The organism is Mesobaculum littorinae, from assembly GCF_004011175.1.
Taxonomy (GTDB): domain Bacteria; phylum Pseudomonadota; class Alphaproteobacteria; order Rhodobacterales; family Rhodobacteraceae; genus Tranquillimonas; species Tranquillimonas littorinae.
This window is the reverse complement of sequence record NZ_RQXX01000002.1, coordinates 392,404-410,524: the sequence shown is the minus strand read 5'-3', so window position 1 is coordinate 410,524 and position 18,121 is coordinate 392,404. Positions and strand designations below refer to the sequence as shown.

Below are 18,121 nucleotides of genomic sequence, written 5' to 3'. Positions count from 1 at the left end.
CGCGGCAGCCGCCGCGCATGCAGGGCGGGCGCCCTGTCATGCTCGGATGGGGCCGTCCACGGGGGTCACTGTCTGCGCGTCGGCGACAGGTGACACTTTCTGCCCGCGGATCGGCACCCCGGGGTCCCGGACCCGGCTGCCTGCCCTGTATCGCCCAGCGCCCGCCGCAACGGAGGCGGCGCGCCCCTCGCCGGGGCTCCAATCGCCCCATGGGAGGGTCCGCCCCTGCGCCCGCCAGGGGCGGCGGCGCTACCCGCGTCGTTCCGCGAAGAAGCGGCGCAGGAGGGCAGCGCAGTCCTCGGCGGCGAGGCCATCATAGACCTCGGGCACGTGATGCGACTGGGGATGGCCGAAGATCCGTGGCCCCTGCGCCACGCCCCCCGATTTCGGGTCGGCGGCGCCGTAGTATAGCCGCGCGATCCGCGCCGCCCCGATCGCCGCGGCACACATCGGGCAGGGTTCGAGCGTGACGTACAGCGCGCAGCCCGTCAGCCGCTCCGAGCCCAAGGCGGCGCAGGCGGCCCGGATCGCCAGCATCTCCGCATGGGCGGTGGGGTCGGCGCGCTCGCGGCCCCGGTTGCCCTCGGCCGCGAGCACCCGGCCGTCGGGCGCCACGACGACGGCGCCGACCGGCACCTCGCCCCGGGCGGCGGCGGCACGCGCCTGGCTCAGGGCCAGGTCCATGTGGCTGCGAAACGGGCTCATGACGCCCCACATGCCCCGCAAGCGCCGCCAGTCGCAAGGGCCTGGCCGGGTCCGGTCCGGGCGGCGCCTATGGCAACGCCGGGCCAGGGCCGCCGAGCGCGGCGTCTCGCATCGTCGTCCCGGTGCCGGAAGAGGGCAGACAGCGGCGCCCGACCGACCCGCGGCGCCCGGCGGACCGCAAGCCGCTTTCCTTCGCAGCCCCTCCGCGCTATCGCAGGGACATGACCGACACACCGCCCCCCGGCGACCGCATCGCCAAGGTTCTGGCCCGCGCCGGCGTCGCCAGCCGCCGCGATGCCGAACGCATGATCGAGGCCGGCCGCATTGCGGTGAACGGCCGCAAGATCCTGAGCCCCGCGCTGAACGTGACCGAGGCCGACCGCATCACGCTGGACGGCGCCGAGATCGGCGCGGCCGAACCGCCCCGCCTGTGGCTCTATCACAAGCCCTCGGGCCTCGTGACCACCGCGCGCGACGAGAAGGGGCGCGAAACGGTGTTCGACACCCTCCCCGACGACATGCCGCGGGTGATGTCGGTGGGTCGGCTCGACCTCAACTCCGAAGGTCTGCTGATCCTGACCAACGACGGCGATATCAAGCGCCGGATGGAGCTGCCCACGACAGGCTGGGTGCGCAAGTACCGGGTGCGGGTCAACGGATCGCCCAAGGATGAAGACCTGGCCCCGCTGCGGCGCGGAATCACGGTCGAGGGCGAGACGTTCCAGGGCATGACCGTGACGATCGACCGCCAGCAGGGCGCCAATGCCTGGCTGACCGTCAGCCTGCGCGAGGGCCGCAACCGCGAGATCCGCCGCGCGATGGAGGCGGTGGGCCTGCCGGTGTCGCGCCTGATCCGGATCAGCTACGGCCCCTTCCGGCTGGGCGATCTGAAGCCCGGCGCGGTCGAGGAGGTGAAGCCGCGCGTGGTGCGCGATCAGCTGGGGCTGGACGACACGCCGCGCCCGCAGCCGCAACGCCGCCGCAAACCCGGCCATGGCGACGCCCCCAAACCGGCCTCCGAACGCGGCCCCGACGCGCCCCGCCCGGCCCGAAGCACGGACCGAAACACGGACCGCCCCGCGGGCAAACTCCCTGGCAAATCCGCACGACCGGGCGTCGCGAAGCCCCGCACCGGGGACGCCAAGGGCGCCCCGGGACGGTCCGGCACCGGAAAGGCAACCGGCACCGCGTCGGGGCCCCGGGGCAAAGCGCCCTCGGATGGCCAGGGCCGATCGGGCAGGACCTCAGCGCCGGAAGGCTTCGGGACGAAACGGTTCGCGGCAAACGGGCCGAGGTCCGCGGGGTCACGCGCGGCCAGCCCCAGGTCCGACGGCTCGAAAAGCAGCGGTTCCAGGACTGGTGGGCCGAACTCCGGTGGGCAGAAGTCTGGTGGCTCCAACTCCAAAGGGTCCAACTCCGGCGGGCAGAAACCACGCGGGGCGGCGTCGAATGGCCCGAAATCCGGCGCCACCCCGAACAACAGGCGGGGCAAGCCATCGCGTGGCTGACACCGGAACGTCCGACACCGGGGCCCCCGCCCCCGGAGCTTGCCCGACCGGAGCATACCGAACCGGGGACGCCCTGCCCGGGCCCCTGCCCCACGATCATTCCCCTAGACGACCACACCACGGAGAGCGCGACGCATGGCCGACCTTCTGACCTTCGAAAACGCGGGCAACCTGCTCATGCTGCTGTTCCTGCAGGCAGTTCTGGGCTTCGACAACCTGCTCTACATTTCGATCGAAAGCCAGCGCGCGCCGGTCGCGCAGCAACGCGCCGTGCGGTTCTGGGGCATCATCATCGCCGTGGTCCTGCGGGTCGTCCTGCTCTTCGTGATGCTGCACCTGATCGGTCTTCTGTCCGAACCGTTCTTCGTGCTCGACTGGGACGGCGTGCTCGAGGGCGGCGTGAACTTCGCCACCCTCGTCTACCTCGTGGGCGGCATCTTCATCATGTACACCGCGGTCAAGGAGATCAGCCACATGCTGGCGGTCGAACATCTGGAAACGGATGTCGAGGCCAAGTCGAGCAAGTCCGCGGCCGGGGTGATCGCCCTGATCGTGACGATGAACCTGATTTTCTCGTTCGATTCGGTGCTGTCGGCCATCGCGATCACCGACGTCTTTGTCGTGCTGGCCGTGGCCATCGTCCTGTCGGGCCTGGCTATGCTGCTTCTGGCCGATACCGTGACCGCGTTCCTGCAGAAGAACAGGATGTACGAGGTGCTGGGCCTCTTCATCCTGCTGATCGTCGGCGTGGTGCTTCTGGGCGAGGCGGGGCTCGCGGCCTCGCATGCGATGCATGACGAGACGCTGGCAATCCACATCTTCGACTACGCGCTGGTGCCGATGTCAAAGACGACGTTCTATTTCTCGGTCATCGTGCTTGTCTTGGTCGAAGTGATCCAGTCGGGCTATTCCCGCAAGCTGGACGCCGAACGCCGCGCCGCCCGCAAGGGCGAGCTGCCGGGCCAGCGCCGCGCCGAGGGGCAGCGCCCGCTCTGACCCGACCACCCGGGGCCCGACGCGCGGCCCCGGGACCTGACGGGACATGACCCCGGGGCCGGCCACTTCCCTGCCCCCCCTGAAGGCCCGCGGCGGCGCGCGGGCGGCACAGGTTCAATCCTGACAGGCGTTCGGGCCATGGTCGGACCGGCAAGGGGGTGAAAACCCCGGCGCCCTTCCCATATCGTGAAGGGGTACACGCGAAACGCGAGGGGCGGACGCACATGTCGAGACTGATTTTCGCTGTCTTCTGCCTGGCGGCCCTGCTGGCCGCCGTTCTGGTCGTGGTCGAGATCCTGCGCGCCGCCACGCGGCAGGGGCGTTCGGCGACACGTCCCGACAGTCGCAGCGACGCGCGTTCCGTGTCACCGATCGATGCGCCCGGGGGAGGGATCATGCAGAAAACGGCCTTTGCGCTTCTGGTTGCGCTGGTGTTCTACGTCTCGGTCGCGGGGGGCTGACGCGATGGCCGACGGCTATGACGACGCTGTGCCCCGGCGCGACCAACGTCGCGACCCGGTTGACGACCGGGGCCGCGACACGGCCGTCACGCCCTCGGACGATCCGCGCAAGGTGCCCGGGATCCGACGGCGCCCGCGTGCCGAAGGGGCCAGCTCAGACGGCCCCCGGCAGGATGGGCCGCTAGCTGACAAGACACGGCCGAAGGGACCCGGATCGCGGCGTCCCGGGCGGCGGCTGTCCCGCCCGGTCCGCGGCACCGGGCGCACCAACATGCTGGCGCTGTCCGCGGCACCGCTGATCCTGTCGGGTTTCTGGCAGGACCCGTTGGGCCTGGCGCTGCACCTTCTGGCGGGCGGAGGGCTGGTCGCCGCCGCCGCCCTGACCCGCGAAGGGCTGAAGGCCGAGGCCGCCTATGACGACCGCGTCACGGCCAAGCGCCCCGCCATTCCGCGCAAGATCTTCGGCGCGGGCCTCTCGGGCGCGGCGCTGGCCCTGCCCGGGCTTGCCGATCCCGGGTTCGCCGATGCCGCGATCTTTGCCGTCCTTGGGGCCGGGCTGCATGTCATGGCCTTCGGCGCGGACCCGCTGCGGGACAAGACCGCCGAGGGAATCGACGATCTGCAATCCGCGCGCATCGCCCGCGTCGTGGACGAGGCCGAGGCGCATCTGGCCGCGATGCGGGAGGCCATCGCGCGGCTGGGCGACCCCGAGCTCGACGCGCGGGTGGCCGCCTTCCGCGACACGGCCCGCGACATGTGCCGGCAGGTCGAAAGCGATCCGCGCGAGCTGTCGCAGGCCCGGCGTTACCTCGGGGTCTACCTTCTGGGCGCGCGCGATGCCTCGGCCAAGTTCGCCGATCTCTACGCCCGCCGCCCCGACGCCACCGCGCGCGCCGACTACCTTGCGTTGCTCGACGACCTCGAACGCGGATTCGACGCGCGGCGCGAGCGCATGCTGCTTGACGACCGCTCGGACCTCGATATCGAGATCGAGGTGCTGAGGGATCGTTTGGGCCGCGAGGGTGTTCTGAGCCGGTAGGCCGACCGCGAGACGGCAATCGAAAAGGAAGACCGACGTCATGTCCGATACCACACGCGCCAAGGCCGAAGAGACAGGCGCGCTCGTCGACGAGATCGCGTCGGTCGACCTGCCCGAGCCGCAGGCCGAACCCGCGCCCTACGATCCCGCCGCCGCACAGGCGCCCGAGATCGAGCGGCGCATCGCCGAGCTCGACCTGTCGGACATCGGGACGGTGATGTATTTCGGCGCCGGCGCGCAGGACGAGCTGCAGAAGATCAGCCAGTCGATGCTGGGCGATGTGCGCAACAAGGATATCGGCCCCGCCGGCGACAGTTTGCGCCAGATCGTGACGACGCTGCGCGGCTTTTCCGTGTCCGAACTCGACATGCGGCGTACACGGTCGTGGTGGGAGCGGATCACGGGCCAGATGGCCCCCATCCAACGCTTCTCGGCACGGTTCGAGACGGTGCAGGGCCAGATCGACCATATCACGGACAACCTGCTGGAACACGAGCACAGGCTGCTCAAGGATATCAAGGCGCTCGAAAAGCTCTACGAGCGGACGCTCGAATTCTACGACGAGCTCGGGCTCTACATCGCGGCGGGCGTGGAAAAGCTGCGCCGCGTGGATGCCGAGGATATTCCGGCCAAGGCGGCCGAGGTCGACGCCGCGCCCGAGGCCGAACAAGTGCTGCGCGCGCAGGAGCTGCGCGACCTGCGCGCCGCGCGCGACGATCTCGACCGGCGGGTGCACGACCTGCGGCTGACGCGGCAGGTGACGATGCAGGCGCTGCCCTCGATCCGGCTGGTCCAGGAAAATGACAAGGCGCTGGTCACCAAGATCAACTCGACCCTCGTCAACACCGTGCCGCTTTGGGAAACCCAGCTGGCGCAGGGGCTGACGATCCAGCGTTCGGCCGAAGCCGCGGACGCGGTCCGCGAGGCGACGGACCTGACCAACGAGCTTCTGACCTCGAACGCGCAGAACCTGCGCGAGGCAAACCGCACCGTCCGAGAAGAGGTCGAGCGCGGCGCCTTCGACATCGAGACGGTGCGGCAGGCCAATGCCGAGCTGATCGACACGATCGAGGAAAGCCTCGCCATCGCCGACGAGGGGCGCGAGACCCGCGCCGCCGCCGAAGCCGACCTTGAGCAAATGGAGCGCGACCTGCGCGAGGCGCTTTCGGCCGCGCACACCCGGTCTGGCCCCGCCGCGGCGGCTGGCCGCTCGGTTCCGAGGAGGTAGCGAGATGGATCGGACCGAGGTTCCGGGACGCAAGGGCGCGACGCGCGGCCCAGGCCTTTGGGCCGCGGGCGCCACGCTGGCGCTGGCGCTGGCCGGTTGCGAGGTGGTGGCGCCGGTCGAGCCCGTACCGCGCCCGCCCGAACGGCCAGCCGAGCTGGCGCCGCCGCCCGTGCCCGAACCGCCGGCCGTCCGCGCCCGCCCCGACCCGACGAGCGAGGAACTGGCCGCCTATTACGGGCGCATCGAGACGGGATTCCAGGCCCGCGGACTGCTGCGCACCGACGGTGGCGGGCCAGACACGCCGATCGATTCCCGCCGGCTGGCCGACAGTTTTGTCCGGATTGCCCTTTTCGAGGAGTACACCGCGCAGGGCGGGCGGCTGGTCGCCCTCGAACGTCCCAGCCGCCTGCATCGGTGGGAGCGCCCGATCTCGATGCAGATCGAGTTCGGCGACGCCGTGCCTGAGGCGCAGAAGGCGAGCGACCGCGCGGATATCGTCGGCTATGCCGCGCGCCTGTCGCGGGTGACGGGGCACCCGATTTCGCAGGTGTCGTCTGGCGGGAACTTCCGCGTCTACGTCGTCAACGAGGCCGAGCGCCGCGCGCTCGAACCCGAGTTCCGTGCCTTCATCCCCGGGATCAGCCGCGCCGCCCTGGACACCGTGATCGACCTGCCGCGGACGACCTATTGCCTGGTCTTCGCGCTCGATCCCAACGACACCGGGGAGTACTCCAAGGCGGTGGCGGTGATCCGCGCGGAAACGCCCGACCTCTTGCGCCTGTCCTGCGTGCACGAGGAAATCGCGCAAGGCATGGGGTTGGCCAATGACAGCCCCGCCGCGCGGCCCTCGGTCTTCAACGACGACGAGGAATTCGCCCTGCTGACCGAGATGGACGAGTACATGCTGAGGATGCTTTACGACCCGCGGATGCGACCCGGTATGGACGCGGACGCGGCCGGAGAACTCGCCCGGGTGATCGCCGGAGAATACCTCGACGGGACGAGCTGACCGGACCGTCGGGCATGCGGGAGGTGCGCTGGCCGCAGGCGTGGCGCAGCCAGGATCCGCGGCGTGCCGATGGCCGATGTGGCGCGGCGGGGGTTTTCCACCCCCGCACCCCCGGAGAGTATTTTGGAAGAGAAGAAAGGGCGCGGCGTCGCCCGGGTCGGTGTCGGGGGCGAAAGCGGGTCGTGGACGGGGGGCTCGACCATGGGCATGGATTGCCGGACGGCTTGCGGCAGCCTAGAAGCGCACAGGCAGAATGAGGGCCCGGAAAATTGGGGCCGAGAAAATGGGGGGTGCGCATGATCCTGTGTAGCGGCGAGGCGCTGATCGATATGCTGCCGCGCGTGTCCGAGAGGGGCGAGCCCGCTTTCGCCCCGTATTCCGGTGGCGCGGTATTCAACACCGCCATCGCGCTGGGACGGCTGGGCGCGCCGGTGTCGTTTTTTTCAGGCCTCTCAACCGACCTTTTCGGCGCTCAGCTGATCGCGGCGCTCGATGCCTCGGGCGTCAGTGCGGACCGGGCGGCGCGCAGCGACAGGCCGACCACGCTGGCCTTCGTTCAGCTGGCCGAGGGGCAGGCGCGCTATGCCTTCTACGACGAGGGCACGGCCGGGCGGATGCTGCGCGACACTGATCTGCCGCAGGTCGGCCCCGAGATCGCGGCGGCGTTCTTTGGCGGCATATCCCTTGCTGTCGAGCCCTGCGGCACGGCTTACGAGACGCTGATGTTGGAACTGTCGACCCGCGCCTCCGGCCCGGTGACGATGATCGACCCCAACGTGCGCCCCGGCTTCGTCGCGGACGAGCCCGCCTACCGCGCCCGCATCGGCCGGATGATCGCCGCCGCCGACATCGTGAAGATTTCGGACGAGGATCTGCACTGGCTGGAGGGACCGGGCGACCCGGCAGCGCTGGCCCGCGGAATGCTGGGCGGTGAAGCGCTGGCCAATGATGCGCAGGGCCGGGGGCCGCGGCTGGTATGCCTGACCCGGGGGGCCGAAGGCGCGCTGGGGGTGACGGAGGCGGACGAGGTTTTCGTGCCCGCGCGCAAGGTCGAGGTGGTCGACACCGTGGGCGCCGGGGACACCTTCAACGCGGGCGTCCTTGCAGGGCTGAACCGGGCGGGCGTGCTGAGCCGGGCAGGCCTTGCCGGGCTGTCGCGCGAGGATATCGAGGCGGCGCTGTCGCTGGGCATCCGGGCCGCCGCGGTCACAGTGTCGCGGGCCGGGGCCAATCCGCCCTGGTCGGAGGAGCTTTGATGCGGGCCCTGCTGCAACGGGTCAGCACTGCGAAGGTCGATGTGGCGGGCGAGACACTGGGCGAGATCGGCGCGGGGCTGGCCATCCTCGTCTGCGCGATGGAGAGCGACGATGCCGCAGCGGCCGAGAAGCTGGCGCGACGGACGGCGAAGCTGCGCATCTTCCGCGACGCGGAGGGGCGGATGAACCGGTCGCTGCTGGATACCGGTGGCGCGGCCCTGGTGATCAGCCAGTTCACGCTTGCCGCCGACACCCGCAGCGGCAACCGACCGGGGTTTTCCACCGCCGCCGCGCCCGAGCTGGGCCGGACGCTTTACGAGGCCTATGCCGCGGCACTGCGCGTCCAGGGCGTGCAGGTCGCGACCGGGCGGTTCGGGGCGGACATGGCGGTAACCCTGACCAATGACGGGCCAGTCACGATCTGGCTGGAAAGCTAAGGCGCCTGACCCTGCGGCCCCCATTTAGGGCACGAACCGGGGAGCGCGAAGGTTTGCCGAGAGCGGCCCTGCCGATTGCGGACAGGGGTGGGCGCCGCCCTGGGGCCGGGCAGTCCTCGGCTTGCGCGCCGGGGCGGGCCCTCAGCGTCCGGCGCGATACCATGCAGCCAGCCGGTCGCGGTCCTCCTGCGGGATCGCGGTGAGGTTCGCGGGCGGCATCGCGTGGCTGACGCCGGCCTGCAGGTAGATCTCGCGCGCGTGGCGGGCGACGTCGGCCCGGGTTTCCAGCGTCACGCCCTTGGGTGCCCGGCGAATCCCGTCCCAGACAGGCTCGCGCGCATGGCACATCGAACAGCGACCGAGCACGATGTCATAGGCCTCGTCAAACCCTTGCGCCTGGGAAAAGCGCGTCTCGTAAGGTGTCATCGGACGGGCCTCGGCGGCCTCGATCGGCTGGAACGCCGGGGCGGTCGACAGCCATGCGATAAGGATGAAGAGGATGACCGTCGCGGCCCAGGTCCAGTGCGGGCTGCCGGCCCTGGCGTGACGGGTGTTGAACCAGTGCCGGATGGTAACGCCCATCAGGAAGACCAGGGCGGCGATAATCCAGGCGTTGTCGGTGCCGAAGGCCAACGGGTAGTGGTTCGACAGCATCAGGAACACCACCGGAAGCGTCAGGTAGTTGTTGTGGGTCGAACGCAGCTTGGCGATCTTGCCGTACTTGGGGTCGGGCTTGCGGCCGGCCTTGAGGTCGGCCACCACCACGCGCTGGTTCGGCATGATGATGAAGAAGACATTGGCCGTCATGATCGTGGCGGTGAAGGCGCCGAGATGCAAAAGCGCCGCCCGCCCGGTGAAGACCTGGTTGTAGCCCCAGGACATCGCGACGAGCAGCACGAAGAGCAGCAGCATGAGGGTCGTCGGCCGGGCGCCCAGCGGCGACTTGCACAGGGCATCGTAGACGAGCCAGCCGATCGCCAGCGACAGGGCCGAGATCGCGATGCCCTGCCAGACGGCGAGGTCGGCCTTGGCGGGATCGATCAGGTAGAGCTCGGCCCCCGCCCAGTAGACGATCATCAGCATCGCGGCGCCGGACATCCACGTCCAGTAACTTTCCCATTTGAACCAGGTCAGATGCTCGGGCATCGCGTCGGGCGCCACGAGGTATTTCTGGATGTGATAGAAGCCGCCTCCGTGGACCTGCCACTCCTCTCCATCCGCCGGGCCGGGGATGCGACGGTTGAGCCCGAGATCCAGCGCGATGAAATAGAAGCTCGACCCGATCCAGGCGATGGCGGTGACGACGTGAAGCCATCGGACCGCGAAGGCGGCCCAGTCCCACAGGATGGCGAAGTCTTGCATGGCTGTCCCTCTGACGCTTTTGGCCCGACCCTATACCGGGGTCGGACCGGGAGGGAAGCCGCCCGCTGCGCCGCGGCGGTGCCGCCCGGGTTTGCGGCCGGGCGGGCCCGGGCGTCGCGGGCCCCGGGGGACCCGCGCCGGTCGCCCGTGCCGGGCGATGCCTCCGGCGGGAGTATTTGGGAAGAGAAGAAGACAGCCGCCCCGCTGGGACGCCGCTGCAGTGCGGGGAGGCGGGAGGGCGGGGCGCCTTCGGCTGCGCGGCGTCGGGGATGGGGGACGGTCGGCTGAGGGGGGGAACGGCGGCGCGGGGGGTCAGGCCACCTTGCGCAGTTCGGGGGCGACCTGGGTGCCCAGAACCTCGATCGCCTTCAGCATCTCGGCATGCGGCAGGATGCCGATGGCCATCTGCAGGGTGACGCGGTCGAACCCCAGATCTTCGCGCAGGCCCAGTATCTTGTCGGTGATCTGCGCGGGCGAGCCCACGAACATCGCCCCCTCGCGCGCGATCGAAGCATCGTACTGCGCCCGGCTTTGCGGCGGCCAGCCGCGTTCGCGCCCGATCTGGTCCATCACCTGTTTCTGCGCGGGAAAGAAGGTATCGGCGGCGTGCTGGCTGTCCTCGGCCACGAAGCCGTGGACGTTGAGAGACACGCGCGCCTTGTCGGCGTGGCCCGCCTGGGCGGCGGCGCGGCGGTAGAGATCGGCCAGGGGCGCGAAACGCCGCGGCTGGCCGCCGATGATCGCCAGCGCCAGCGGCAGACCCAGCCCGCCCGCGCGCACCATGCTTTCCGGCGTGCCACCAGCGGCGATCCAGAGCGGCAGCGGGTCTTGGACCGGGCGGGGATAGACCCCCTGCCCTGCCACGCGGGGCGTGAAGCGGGTGCCGGGCCAGTCCAGCCGCTCGTCTTCGTTGATCGCCATCAGCATGGCGAGCTTTTCTTCGAAAAGCGCGTTGTAGTCGTCGAGGTCGTAGCCGAAAAGCGGGAAGCTTTCGATGAAGCTGCCACGGCCTACCATCAGCTCGGCCCGGCCGCCGGTCAGGTTGTCGAGCGTGGAGAACTGCTGGAACACGCGGATCGGGTCGTCGGAGCTGAGCACCGAGACCGCCGAGGACAGGCGGATCGACTTCGTGGTCCGCGCCGCCGCCGCCAGCACCGTCGCGGGCGAGGAGATCGCGTAGTTCGGACGGTGGTGTTCGCCCAGGCCGAAGATGTCGAGCCCGACCTGGTCGGCCAGCTCGATCTCCTCGATCAGGTTGGTCAGCCGCGTGGCCGCATCGACGTTTTCGCCGCTGACCGGATCGGTTCCGACGTCGCCGAAGGTGTAAAGTCCGACTTCCATCTGCGTCTCCTTCGCATTCGCTGGCCCAGAGGTGGCGCAGGCGGGTACGACGCGCCAGAGCCTTTGCCCGCACAGGGTCTGTGCGGGCAAGGCACCGGGGCGGCGGCCGGACCCGGCGCCCGGCTGACTAGCTGCCGCGATAGGTTGAGTAGCCGTAGGCCGACAGCAGCAGCGGCACGTGGTAATGCGTGTCGGTGTCCATCTTGAAGCGGATCGGCACCGCGTCGAGAAACCGCGGCGCGTCGGGGGCGAGGCCATGGTGATCGAGGTATTCGCCCGCGTGAAAGACCAGCTCGTAGCTGCCCATCTCGAACGCCTCGGCGGGCAGGATGGGCGCGTCCGTGCGCCCGTCGTCGTTGGTGGTGACCTGGGCGATCTGGTGCCGGTCGCCGTCGGCGTCGATGCGGAAGAGCTCGATCATCAGGCCCGCGGCCGGGCGGCCATGGGCAGTGTCGAGGACATGGGTGGTGAGATAGCCTTCGGCCATGGTGACTCCGGTCGTTGCAGTGGGGAGCGGGCCTTGCATCGGCGCCGCGCGACGGCTCTAAGTCTAGGTCGCAGACGAAGGATGACGAGATGAGCGAGACGCCGCGTTACCCCCGCGACATGGCCGGCTACGGCCCCACCCCGCCCGATGCGCAATGGCCCGGCGGCGCGCGGATCGCCGTGCAGTTCGTGGTGAACTACGAAGAGGGCGGCGAGAACAACCTGTTGCACGGCGATGCCGCCTCGGAAGGGTTCCTGAGCGAGATCGTCGGCGCCCAGCCCTGGCCCGGGCAGCGGCACTGGAACATGGAATCGATCTATGAATACGGCGCCCGCGCCGGGTTCTGGCGGCTGCACCGCCTGTTCACGGGCCGCGGCCTGCCGGTCACCGTCTACGGTGTCGCCCAGGCGCTGGCCCGCAGCCCCGCCCAGGTGGCGGCCATGCAGGACGCCGACTGGGAGATCGCCAGCCACGGGCTGAAGTGGATCGAGTACAAGGACATCGACGAAGCCACCGAACGCGACCACCTGAACGAAGCCATCCGCCTGCATACCGAGGTGACGGGCGCCCGGCCGCAGGGGTTCTACCTGGGACGGTCGTCGATGAACACGGTGCGGCTGGCGGCCGAGGACGGCGGATTTACCTACCTGTCTGACACCTACGACGACGATCTGCCCTACTGGCTGCGGGTGGGCGCGCGGGATCAGCTGGTGATTCCCTACACGCTGGACGCCAACGACATGCGCTTCGCCACGGCGCAGGGCTTCAACTCCGGCGCGCAGTTCGAATCCTACCTGACCGACGCCTTCGACTGTCTTTATGCCGAGGGCGCGGCGGGGCAGCCCAAGATGATGACCATCGGCCTGCATTGCCGCCTGATCGGGCGGCCGGGGCGGATTCGGGGGCTTGAGCGGTTCCTGGACCACATTGCCGCGCACGAGGGCGTTTGGGTCGCGCGGCGCATCGACATCGCCCGCCACTGGGCGGCGACGCATCCGCCGCAGGACCATGCGCGTCCGTCGCAGATGGACCGCGACGCCTTCGTCGCGGACTGGGGCGGAGTCTACGAGCATTCGCCGTGGATCGCCGAGCGGGCGCATGGCCTTGAACTGGGACCCGCGCATGACAGCGCGGTGGGGCTAGCCCAGGCCCTTGCACGGGTATTCCGCACGGCCTCGGACGACGAGCGGCTGGACGTCCTGCGCGCCCATCCCGACCTGGCAGGCAAGCTGGCCGCGGCGCAGCGGCTGACCGCCGACAGCACCGCCGAGCAGGCCTCCGCCGGGCTCGACGCGCTGACCGACGACGAGCGTGCGGCGTTCACCGAGCTCAACACCGCCTATCAGGAGAAGTTCGGGTTTCCCTTCATCATCGCCGTGCGCGACCACGACAAGGCCGGGATACTGGCCGCCTTTCGCCAGCGGCTGGAGAACGACCGCGACACCGAGATCGCCACAGCCGCGCGGCAGGTCGAGCGCATCGCCGCCCTGCGGCTGGCCGAGCGGCTGCCATGAGCGGGCAGTCCCGGCGCGGGCGTCGGGTCCCTGCGGGCCAACGTCGCAACCTTGCACCGGATGCCGCGCGGGCGGCGTGCGCGGTGGGTCGGGGATGGTGGCTCGCCGCGGCGCGGGCGGTCGGGCGCCCCCTTGCACGGGTGGCCGGACGCGCGACAGGATGGGGGTCCGGACGGGCCGCCGGGCACCGGCGCGCGCCTGTGTCGGCGCGCATGGGCGCATGAGCGGCGAGATCGCGGCGCAGCCGCTGACCCCCGCGGCCTTTGCCCCCTTCGGCGACGTCCTGCAGGTCGTGGGCCTGCCAGACAGGATCATCAACCAGGGGCTTTGCGGGCGATACCATGACCTTGCCCGGATCGATACCGGCGGCGGGCGGGCGGGGATCAGCCTGTTTTCGGCCGAACCGCGCCGCCTGCCCTATCGGCTGGAGATGCTGGAACGCCACCCGCTGGGCAGCCAGGCCTTCCTGCCGATGAGCCTGCATCCCTTCCTCGTCATCGTCGCGCCGGACGACAGCGGCGTGCCGGGCCGGCCCGTTGCCTTCGTCACCACGCCGGGACAGGGCATCAACCTGCATCGCGGCACCTGGCACGGGGTGTTGACCCCGCTGCATGCCCCCGGCCTGTTTGCCGTCGTGGACCGCATCGGGACCGAGGCCAACCTCGAAGAACACTGGCTGGCCACGCCTTTCATCATCACCGCCCGGCCCTGACGGCACGCGGAAGCGGACGGCGATGCAGATGCCACTGGTCTGCCCGCTCCGGTAGTCTTCATCGAGAGCGCGAGGTCGCGCCGGTCGTCAGGATCAGCGTCCGAGGGCCAGACAGGGACGCGTCGTGCAGGGCCGCGACGATGGCGACCGGCCGCCGCCGCCCGGACCCCGATCGCCAAGCAGCGGACATGCTGGCCGCGACCTGCGGCGGGCGGCACCGCGCAAACCTCCCCGACGCCGCCGGGCCCTCCCCCCTGGTCGGAGGTATGCCCACGAACGCCCGCCCTCGCCGTCAGGGCGCCAGATAACGCGCCAGCACCTGCGGAACCTGCCGCGGCAGATCCTCTGCCGTCAGGCCGGGGCCGAAGGACAGCGCGGCGTCGACATGGATCTGCGCGGCCAGTTCGGCCGCGACCGGCGGCGCCAGGCCGCGCGCCAGAAGCCCGCAGGCCAGCCCGGCCAGCACATCCCCCGCCCCCGCGGTGGCGAGCCACGGCGCGGCGCGGTCATAGACCGCACGATGCACCACCGCCGCGCCCGAAGGCGCGGCGATCGCCGTCGCGGGCCCCTTCAGCAGGACCGTCGCGCCGCAGTGGGCCGCGGCCTCGCGCGCGGCATCGAGGGTCGACATCATCGGCCCGCGCTGTGCCGCAAGGTCCTCCCGCGCGGCCCGTGACCGGGCCTGCGCGTCGGCGTCGGCCGCCTCGTCATAGCGCAGCGACGGATCGGGATCGTCGAGCCGCCCTGCAATATCGGGAAAGAGGCGGCGGAATTCCCCGGGGTGCGGGGTCAGAAGGCAGCGGTCGTGCAGCTTGGCGGCAAGCGTCGCCTCCCCCGCCATCAGCGTAATGGCATCGGCGTCTAGCAGAACCGCCCCGCCCCAATCGAGCGCGGCGCCGACCAGCGCGGCCTCGCGTTCGCCGGTTCCCAGTCCCGGCCCGAGGCAGAGCGCGGTGATGCGCCCGCCCGACAGCGCCTCTGTCAGGGCCGCCGCGTCCGGCACCCTGTGCAGCATCAGCGCATCGACGTGGCTGGCGGATTCGAGTACCGCCGCCGGGGGACAGCCCAGCGTGACCGCCCCCGCGCCGATCCGCAGTGCGGCCTTTGCCGCCATGCGGGCGGCGCCGCCGCGCCCGACGCCCCCGGTCAGCACCATGGCGTGACCGTGCTGGTACTTGTGCCCCTGCCGCTTGGTCAGAAGGCCGGCGATGTCGGGCCAGACCGACCGGCGCGGATCGGCGATGCCGAGCGGCGGCACCACCCGTGTCCGTGCCGGGGCCAGCCCCCGTGCGGCCCCCTGCCGGGCGCGGGCATGGGCCAGCCCGATATCGGCCACCACCAGCCTACCGCAGAGGTCCGGCCCGTGGCCAAGGTAATGGCCGGGCTTGGGGCTGTCGAAGGTCACGGTCAGCCGCGCCCGGACCGCCGCGGCGCCCGCGGGATCGCCCGGCACCCGCCCGCTGTCCGCGTCGAGGCCCGAGGGCACGTCGACCGCGACCATTCGCGGCTGGTAAAGCCCCAGGGTCCCGTCGGCGCCCGCCAGGTGCGCCACGACCCGCGCCAGATCACCGCCGAGCGGCCGCCCGAGGCCGATCCCGAAAAGCGCATCGACGTAGATATCGGCCGCGGGCTCGTCCCGTAGCGTCTCAAGCGTCAGCGGCAGGACCGCGCCCCGCGCCGCGCCGCCGGCGGCCCAGCGGTCGTGCTGGGCGCGGGCGTCCGGCGGCAGCGCCCCGGCCTGCCCGGCCAGGAGCACCCGCACAGACCAGCCCAGATCGCGCAGACCCCGCGCTATGGCAAAGCCGTCGCCGCCGTTGTTGCCCGGGCCCGCCAGCACCACGGCGCGCGGTTGCGTCGGCAGCTCGCCCTCCCATTCAGCCCGGATCGCGGCCACCACCGCCGCCCCCGCGCGGGCCATGAGCTCGGCGCCCGTGACCTCGCCCGTGGCGATCGCGGCGGCCTCGACGTCGCGCATCTCGGCGGCTGTCAGAAGCTGGCTCATGCGGCCCCGCCGCGCGTTCTCATTTCGCCCATTAGCAGGGCTGATTGCCTAATTTTTAATCTCATCATCCAATTCCCGCCGCCGGTCCCTTGCACGCCAAGACTAGCGAATTGAGCCGGGCAAACGGAAGTGATCTGTCGCGAAGGCAACGGTATGTGAGGAGTCGGCGCCAATGAAGAAGATCGAAGCGATCATCAAACCCTTCAAACTCGACGAGGTGAAGGAGGCGCTACAGGAGATCGGCGTTCAGGGGCTGAGCGTGCTCGAGGTCAAGGGCTTCGGTCGCCAGAAAGGCCACACCGAACTGTATCGCGGTGCGGAATACGTCGTCGACTTCCTGCCCAAGGTGAAGATCGAGGTCGTGCTCGATACCGATCAGGTCGACGCGGCGATCGAGGCGATCGTCGCCGCCGCCAAGACCGACAAGATCGGCGACGGCAAGATCTTCGTCACCTCGGTCGAGCAGGCGATCCGCATCCGCACCGGAGAATCCGGGCTCGACGCGCTCTGACGTCCGCCGTCAGACCCCTCGACGCCCAGTCAGAAACCCTAAGAGAGAGACCGAAGGGACCATAGGATAAAATGAGCACCTCTGACGTTTTGAAGATGATCAAGGATGAAGACGTCGAATACGTCGACATCCGCTTCACCGACCCGCGCGGCAAGCTGCAGCACGTCACGGTCATGTCCCACGAGGTCGACGAGGACTTCTTCGAAGAAGGCTTCATGTTCGACGGCTCGTCGATCGCCGGCTGGAAGTCGATCGACCAGTCCGACATGAAGCTGATGCCCGACACGACCTCGGCCTACATGGACCCGTTCTATGCCGAGAAGACGCTGGCCGTGCACTGCACCGTGTTCGAACCCGACACGATGGAACGCTACGACCGAGATCCCCGCGGCACCGCCCGCAACGCCGAGGAATACCTCAAGTCGACCGGCATCGGCGACCAGGCCTTCTTCGGCCCCGAGGCCGAGTTCTTCCTGTTCGACAACGTCAAGTACTCGGTGTCGATGAACAAGGTCGGCTACGAGGTCGACGCGCTCGACGCGGCGTGGAACTCGGACACCGACTACGAGATGGGCAACATGGGCCACCGCCCGGGCGTCAAGGGCGGCTACTTCCCGGTCAACCCGATCGACGACGGCCAGGACATCCGGTCGGAAATGCTGTCGACGATGAAGCGCATCGGCATGAAGGTCGACAAGCACCACCACGAGGTCGCGTCGTGCCAGCACGAGCTGGGCATGATCTTCGACACGCTGACCGCGCAGGCCGACCACCTTCAGAAGTACAAGTACGTCATCCAGAACGTGGCCCACGCCTACGGCAAGTCGGCGACATTCATGCCCAAGCCCATCGCGGGCGACAACGGCACCGGCATGCACGTCAACATGTCGATCTGGAAGGACGGCAAGCCGCTCTTTGCCGGCGACAAGTATGCCGACCTCAGCGACGAGGCGATCTGGTTCATCGGCGGGATCCTCAAGCACGCCAAGGCCCTGAACGCCTTCACCAACCCCTCGACCAACTCCTACAAGCGCCTGATCCCGGGCTTCGAGGCCCCCGTGCTGCGCGCCTACTCGGCCCGCAACCGGTCGGGCTGCGTGCGGATCCCGTGGGCGGAAAGCCCGAAGGCCAAGCGCGTCGAGGCCCGCTTCCCCGATCCGTCGGCGAACCCCTACCTGTGCTTCGCGGCCCTGCTGATGGCCGGCATCGACGGGATCAAGAACAAGATCCACCCCGGCGACCCGATGGACAAGGACCTCTACGACCTGCCCGCCGAGGAACTGGCCGGCATCCCCACCGTCTGCGCCAGCCTGCGCGAGGCGATGGAGGAGCTCGAGAAGGACATGGACTTCCTGCTGGCCGGTGACGTGTTCACCCGCGACCAGATCAAGGGCTACATGGACCTCAAGTGGGAAGAGATCTACACCTACGAGCACACGCCCCACCCGGTGGAATTCAAGCTCTACTACAGCTGCTGATCCGCGACCGCGTCGCATCGACAGTCGCAAGGGGCGCCCCGAAACGGGCGCCCCTTCGCATGTTTGCCCTGCGGG

General features: G+C 69.9%; 17 protein-coding genes. 12 read left to right on the top strand and 5 right to left on the bottom strand.

Translation table 11 applies throughout. The features are described 5' to 3' along the window. Positions 1-249: 249 nt before the first annotated feature. Positions 250-705, bottom strand: coding sequence for a nucleoside deaminase (locus EKE94_RS06700; protein ID WP_127905829.1), 456 nt, complete (start codon positions 703-705; stop codon positions 250-252). A gap of 221 nt (positions 706-926) precedes the next feature. Here EKE94_RS06700 and EKE94_RS06695 point away from each other — a divergent pair, with 221 nt between their 5' ends. The 8 genes from EKE94_RS06695 (at position 927) to dtd (ending at position 8,639) form a co-directional block, all read left to right on the top strand. Next, the gene (locus EKE94_RS06695) at positions 927-2,213 is read left to right on the top strand and encodes a pseudouridine synthase (protein WP_127905828.1); all 1,287 of its coding nucleotides are present in this window, start codon (positions 927-929) and stop codon (positions 2,211-2,213) included. 135 nt (positions 2,214-2,348) lie between these two features. Beyond that, positions 2,349-3,209: a TerC family protein gene (locus EKE94_RS06690; protein ID WP_127905827.1), complete on the top strand. Its 861-nt coding sequence runs from the start codon at positions 2,349-2,351 to the stop codon at positions 3,207-3,209. Between the two features lie 224 nt (positions 3,210-3,433). Further along, positions 3,434-3,670 carry a hypothetical protein gene (locus tag EKE94_RS06685; RefSeq protein ID WP_127905826.1) on the top strand — a complete coding sequence of 79 codons (237 nt, stop codon included), beginning with the start codon at positions 3,434-3,436 and terminating at the stop codon, positions 3,668-3,670. Between the two features lie 271 nt (positions 3,671-3,941). Continuing rightward, positions 3,942-4,709 carry a 5-bromo-4-chloroindolyl phosphate hydrolysis family protein gene (locus EKE94_RS06680; RefSeq protein WP_127905825.1) on the top strand — a complete coding sequence of 256 codons (768 nt, stop codon included), beginning with the start codon at positions 3,942-3,944 and terminating at the stop codon, positions 4,707-4,709. 40 nt (positions 4,710-4,749) lie between these two features. Further along, positions 4,750-5,937, top strand: coding sequence for a toxic anion resistance protein (locus tag EKE94_RS06675; RefSeq protein ID WP_127905824.1), 1,188 nt, complete (start codon positions 4,750-4,752; stop codon positions 5,935-5,937). A 4-nt stretch (positions 5,938-5,941) separates the two neighbouring features. Beyond that, positions 5,942-6,946: a DUF2927 domain-containing protein gene (locus EKE94_RS06670; RefSeq protein ID WP_127905823.1), complete on the top strand. Its 1,005-nt coding sequence runs from the start codon at positions 5,942-5,944 to the stop codon at positions 6,944-6,946. 296 nt (positions 6,947-7,242) lie between these two features. Further along, a complete protein-coding gene (locus EKE94_RS06665) occupies positions 7,243-8,202 on the top strand; it encodes a carbohydrate kinase family protein (protein WP_127905822.1) in 960 nt (319 codons plus the stop codon). Continuing rightward, entirely contained in the window at positions 8,202-8,639 is a 438-nt protein-coding gene (gene dtd, locus EKE94_RS06660) for a D-aminoacyl-tRNA deacylase (protein WP_127905821.1), read from the top strand. The genes EKE94_RS06665 and dtd overlap by 1 nt, the downstream gene beginning before the upstream one ends. Positions 8,640-8,780: 141 nt before the next feature. Here dtd and EKE94_RS06655 read toward each other — a convergent pair whose 3' ends face one another. The 3 genes from EKE94_RS06655 to uraH all read right to left on the bottom strand — a co-directional run bounded on the left by EKE94_RS06655 (position 8,781) and on the right by uraH (position 11,829). Then, the gene (locus EKE94_RS06655; RefSeq protein WP_127905820.1) at positions 8,781-10,001 is read right to left on the bottom strand and encodes a urate hydroxylase PuuD; all 1,221 of its coding nucleotides are present in this window, start codon (positions 9,999-10,001) and stop codon (positions 8,781-8,783) included. A gap of 312 nt (positions 10,002-10,313) precedes the next feature. Further along, a complete protein-coding gene (locus EKE94_RS06650; protein ID WP_127905819.1) occupies positions 10,314-11,342 on the bottom strand; it encodes an LLM class flavin-dependent oxidoreductase in 1,029 nt (342 codons plus the stop codon). Between the two features lie 127 nt (positions 11,343-11,469). Continuing rightward, positions 11,470-11,829 (bottom strand): hydroxyisourate hydrolase, encoded by a 360-nt coding sequence (uraH, locus tag EKE94_RS06645; protein ID WP_127905818.1) that lies wholly within the window; start codon positions 11,827-11,829, stop codon positions 11,470-11,472. Positions 11,830-11,918: 89 nt separating this feature from the next. Here uraH and puuE point away from each other — a divergent pair, with 89 nt between their 5' ends. Then, the gene (gene puuE / locus EKE94_RS06640) at positions 11,919-13,343 is read left to right on the top strand and encodes an allantoinase PuuE (RefSeq protein WP_127905817.1); all 1,425 of its coding nucleotides are present in this window, start codon (positions 11,919-11,921) and stop codon (positions 13,341-13,343) included. A gap of 220 nt (positions 13,344-13,563) precedes the next feature. Next, on the top strand, positions 13,564-14,055 hold the full coding sequence (locus tag EKE94_RS06635; RefSeq protein ID WP_127905816.1) for an ureidoglycolate lyase: 492 nt from the start codon (positions 13,564-13,566) through the stop codon (positions 14,053-14,055). A 292-nt stretch (positions 14,056-14,347) separates the two neighbouring features. Here the strand turns inward: EKE94_RS06635 and EKE94_RS06630 are convergent, their stop codons facing one another. After that, on the bottom strand, positions 14,348-16,057 hold the full coding sequence (locus EKE94_RS06630) for an NAD(P)H-hydrate epimerase (RefSeq protein WP_127905815.1): 1,710 nt from the start codon (positions 16,055-16,057) through the stop codon (positions 14,348-14,350). A 172-nt stretch (positions 16,058-16,229) separates the two neighbouring features. Here EKE94_RS06630 and EKE94_RS06625 point away from each other — a divergent pair, with 172 nt between their 5' ends. Beyond that, the gene (locus tag EKE94_RS06625; RefSeq protein ID WP_127905814.1) at positions 16,230-16,568 is read left to right on the top strand and encodes a P-II family nitrogen regulator; all 339 of its coding nucleotides are present in this window, start codon (positions 16,230-16,232) and stop codon (positions 16,566-16,568) included. Positions 16,569-16,639: 71 nt separating this feature from the next. Then, positions 16,640-18,046, top strand: a complete 1,407-nt coding sequence (gene glnA, locus EKE94_RS06620) for a type I glutamate--ammonia ligase (RefSeq protein ID WP_127905813.1) — start codon at positions 16,640-16,642, stop codon at positions 18,044-18,046. Positions 18,047-18,121: the final 75 nt, after the last annotated feature.

Bases quoted from the DNA above. Each gene is read 5' to 3' on its own strand.
- puuE (WP_127905817.1), top strand. From the start codon at position 11,919: ATGAGCGAGACGCCGCGTTACCCCCGCGACATGGCCGGCTACGGCCCC.
- EKE94_RS06625 (WP_127905814.1), top strand. From the start codon at position 16,230: ATGAAGAAGATCGAAGCGATCATCAAACCCTTCAAACTCGACGAGGTG.
- EKE94_RS06635 (WP_127905816.1), top strand. From the start codon at position 13,564: ATGAGCGGCGAGATCGCGGCGCAGCCGCTGACCCCCGCGGCCTTTGCC.
- EKE94_RS06675 (WP_127905824.1), top strand. From the start codon at position 4,750: ATGTCCGATACCACACGCGCCAAGGCCGAAGAGACAGGCGCGCTCGTC.
- dtd (WP_127905821.1), top strand. From the start codon at position 8,202: ATGCGGGCCCTGCTGCAACGGGTCAGCACTGCGAAGGTCGATGTGGCG.
- EKE94_RS06655 (WP_127905820.1), bottom strand. From the start codon at position 10,001: ATGCAAGACTTCGCCATCCTGTGGGACTGGGCCGCCTTCGCGGTCCGA.
- EKE94_RS06690 (WP_127905827.1), top strand. From the start codon at position 2,349: ATGGCCGACCTTCTGACCTTCGAAAACGCGGGCAACCTGCTCATGCTG.
- EKE94_RS06650 (WP_127905819.1), bottom strand. From the start codon at position 11,342: ATGGAAGTCGGACTTTACACCTTCGGCGACGTCGGAACCGATCCGGTC.
- EKE94_RS06630 (WP_127905815.1), bottom strand. From the start codon at position 16,057: ATGAGCCAGCTTCTGACAGCCGCCGAGATGCGCGACGTCGAGGCCGCC.
- EKE94_RS06700 (WP_127905829.1), bottom strand. From the start codon at position 705: ATGAGCCCGTTTCGCAGCCACATGGACCTGGCCCTGAGCCAGGCGCGT.
- EKE94_RS06695 (WP_127905828.1), top strand. From the start codon at position 927: ATGACCGACACACCGCCCCCCGGCGACCGCATCGCCAAGGTTCTGGCC.
- EKE94_RS06665 (WP_127905822.1), top strand. From the start codon at position 7,243: ATGATCCTGTGTAGCGGCGAGGCGCTGATCGATATGCTGCCGCGCGTG.
- glnA (WP_127905813.1), top strand. From the start codon at position 16,640: ATGAGCACCTCTGACGTTTTGAAGATGATCAAGGATGAAGACGTCGAA.
- uraH (WP_127905818.1), bottom strand. From the start codon at position 11,829: ATGGCCGAAGGCTATCTCACCACCCATGTCCTCGACACTGCCCATGGC.
- EKE94_RS06685 (WP_127905826.1), top strand. From the start codon at position 3,434: ATGTCGAGACTGATTTTCGCTGTCTTCTGCCTGGCGGCCCTGCTGGCC.
- EKE94_RS06670 (WP_127905823.1), top strand. From the start codon at position 5,942: ATGGATCGGACCGAGGTTCCGGGACGCAAGGGCGCGACGCGCGGCCCA.
- EKE94_RS06680 (WP_127905825.1), top strand. From the start codon at position 3,942: ATGCTGGCGCTGTCCGCGGCACCGCTGATCCTGTCGGGTTTCTGGCAG.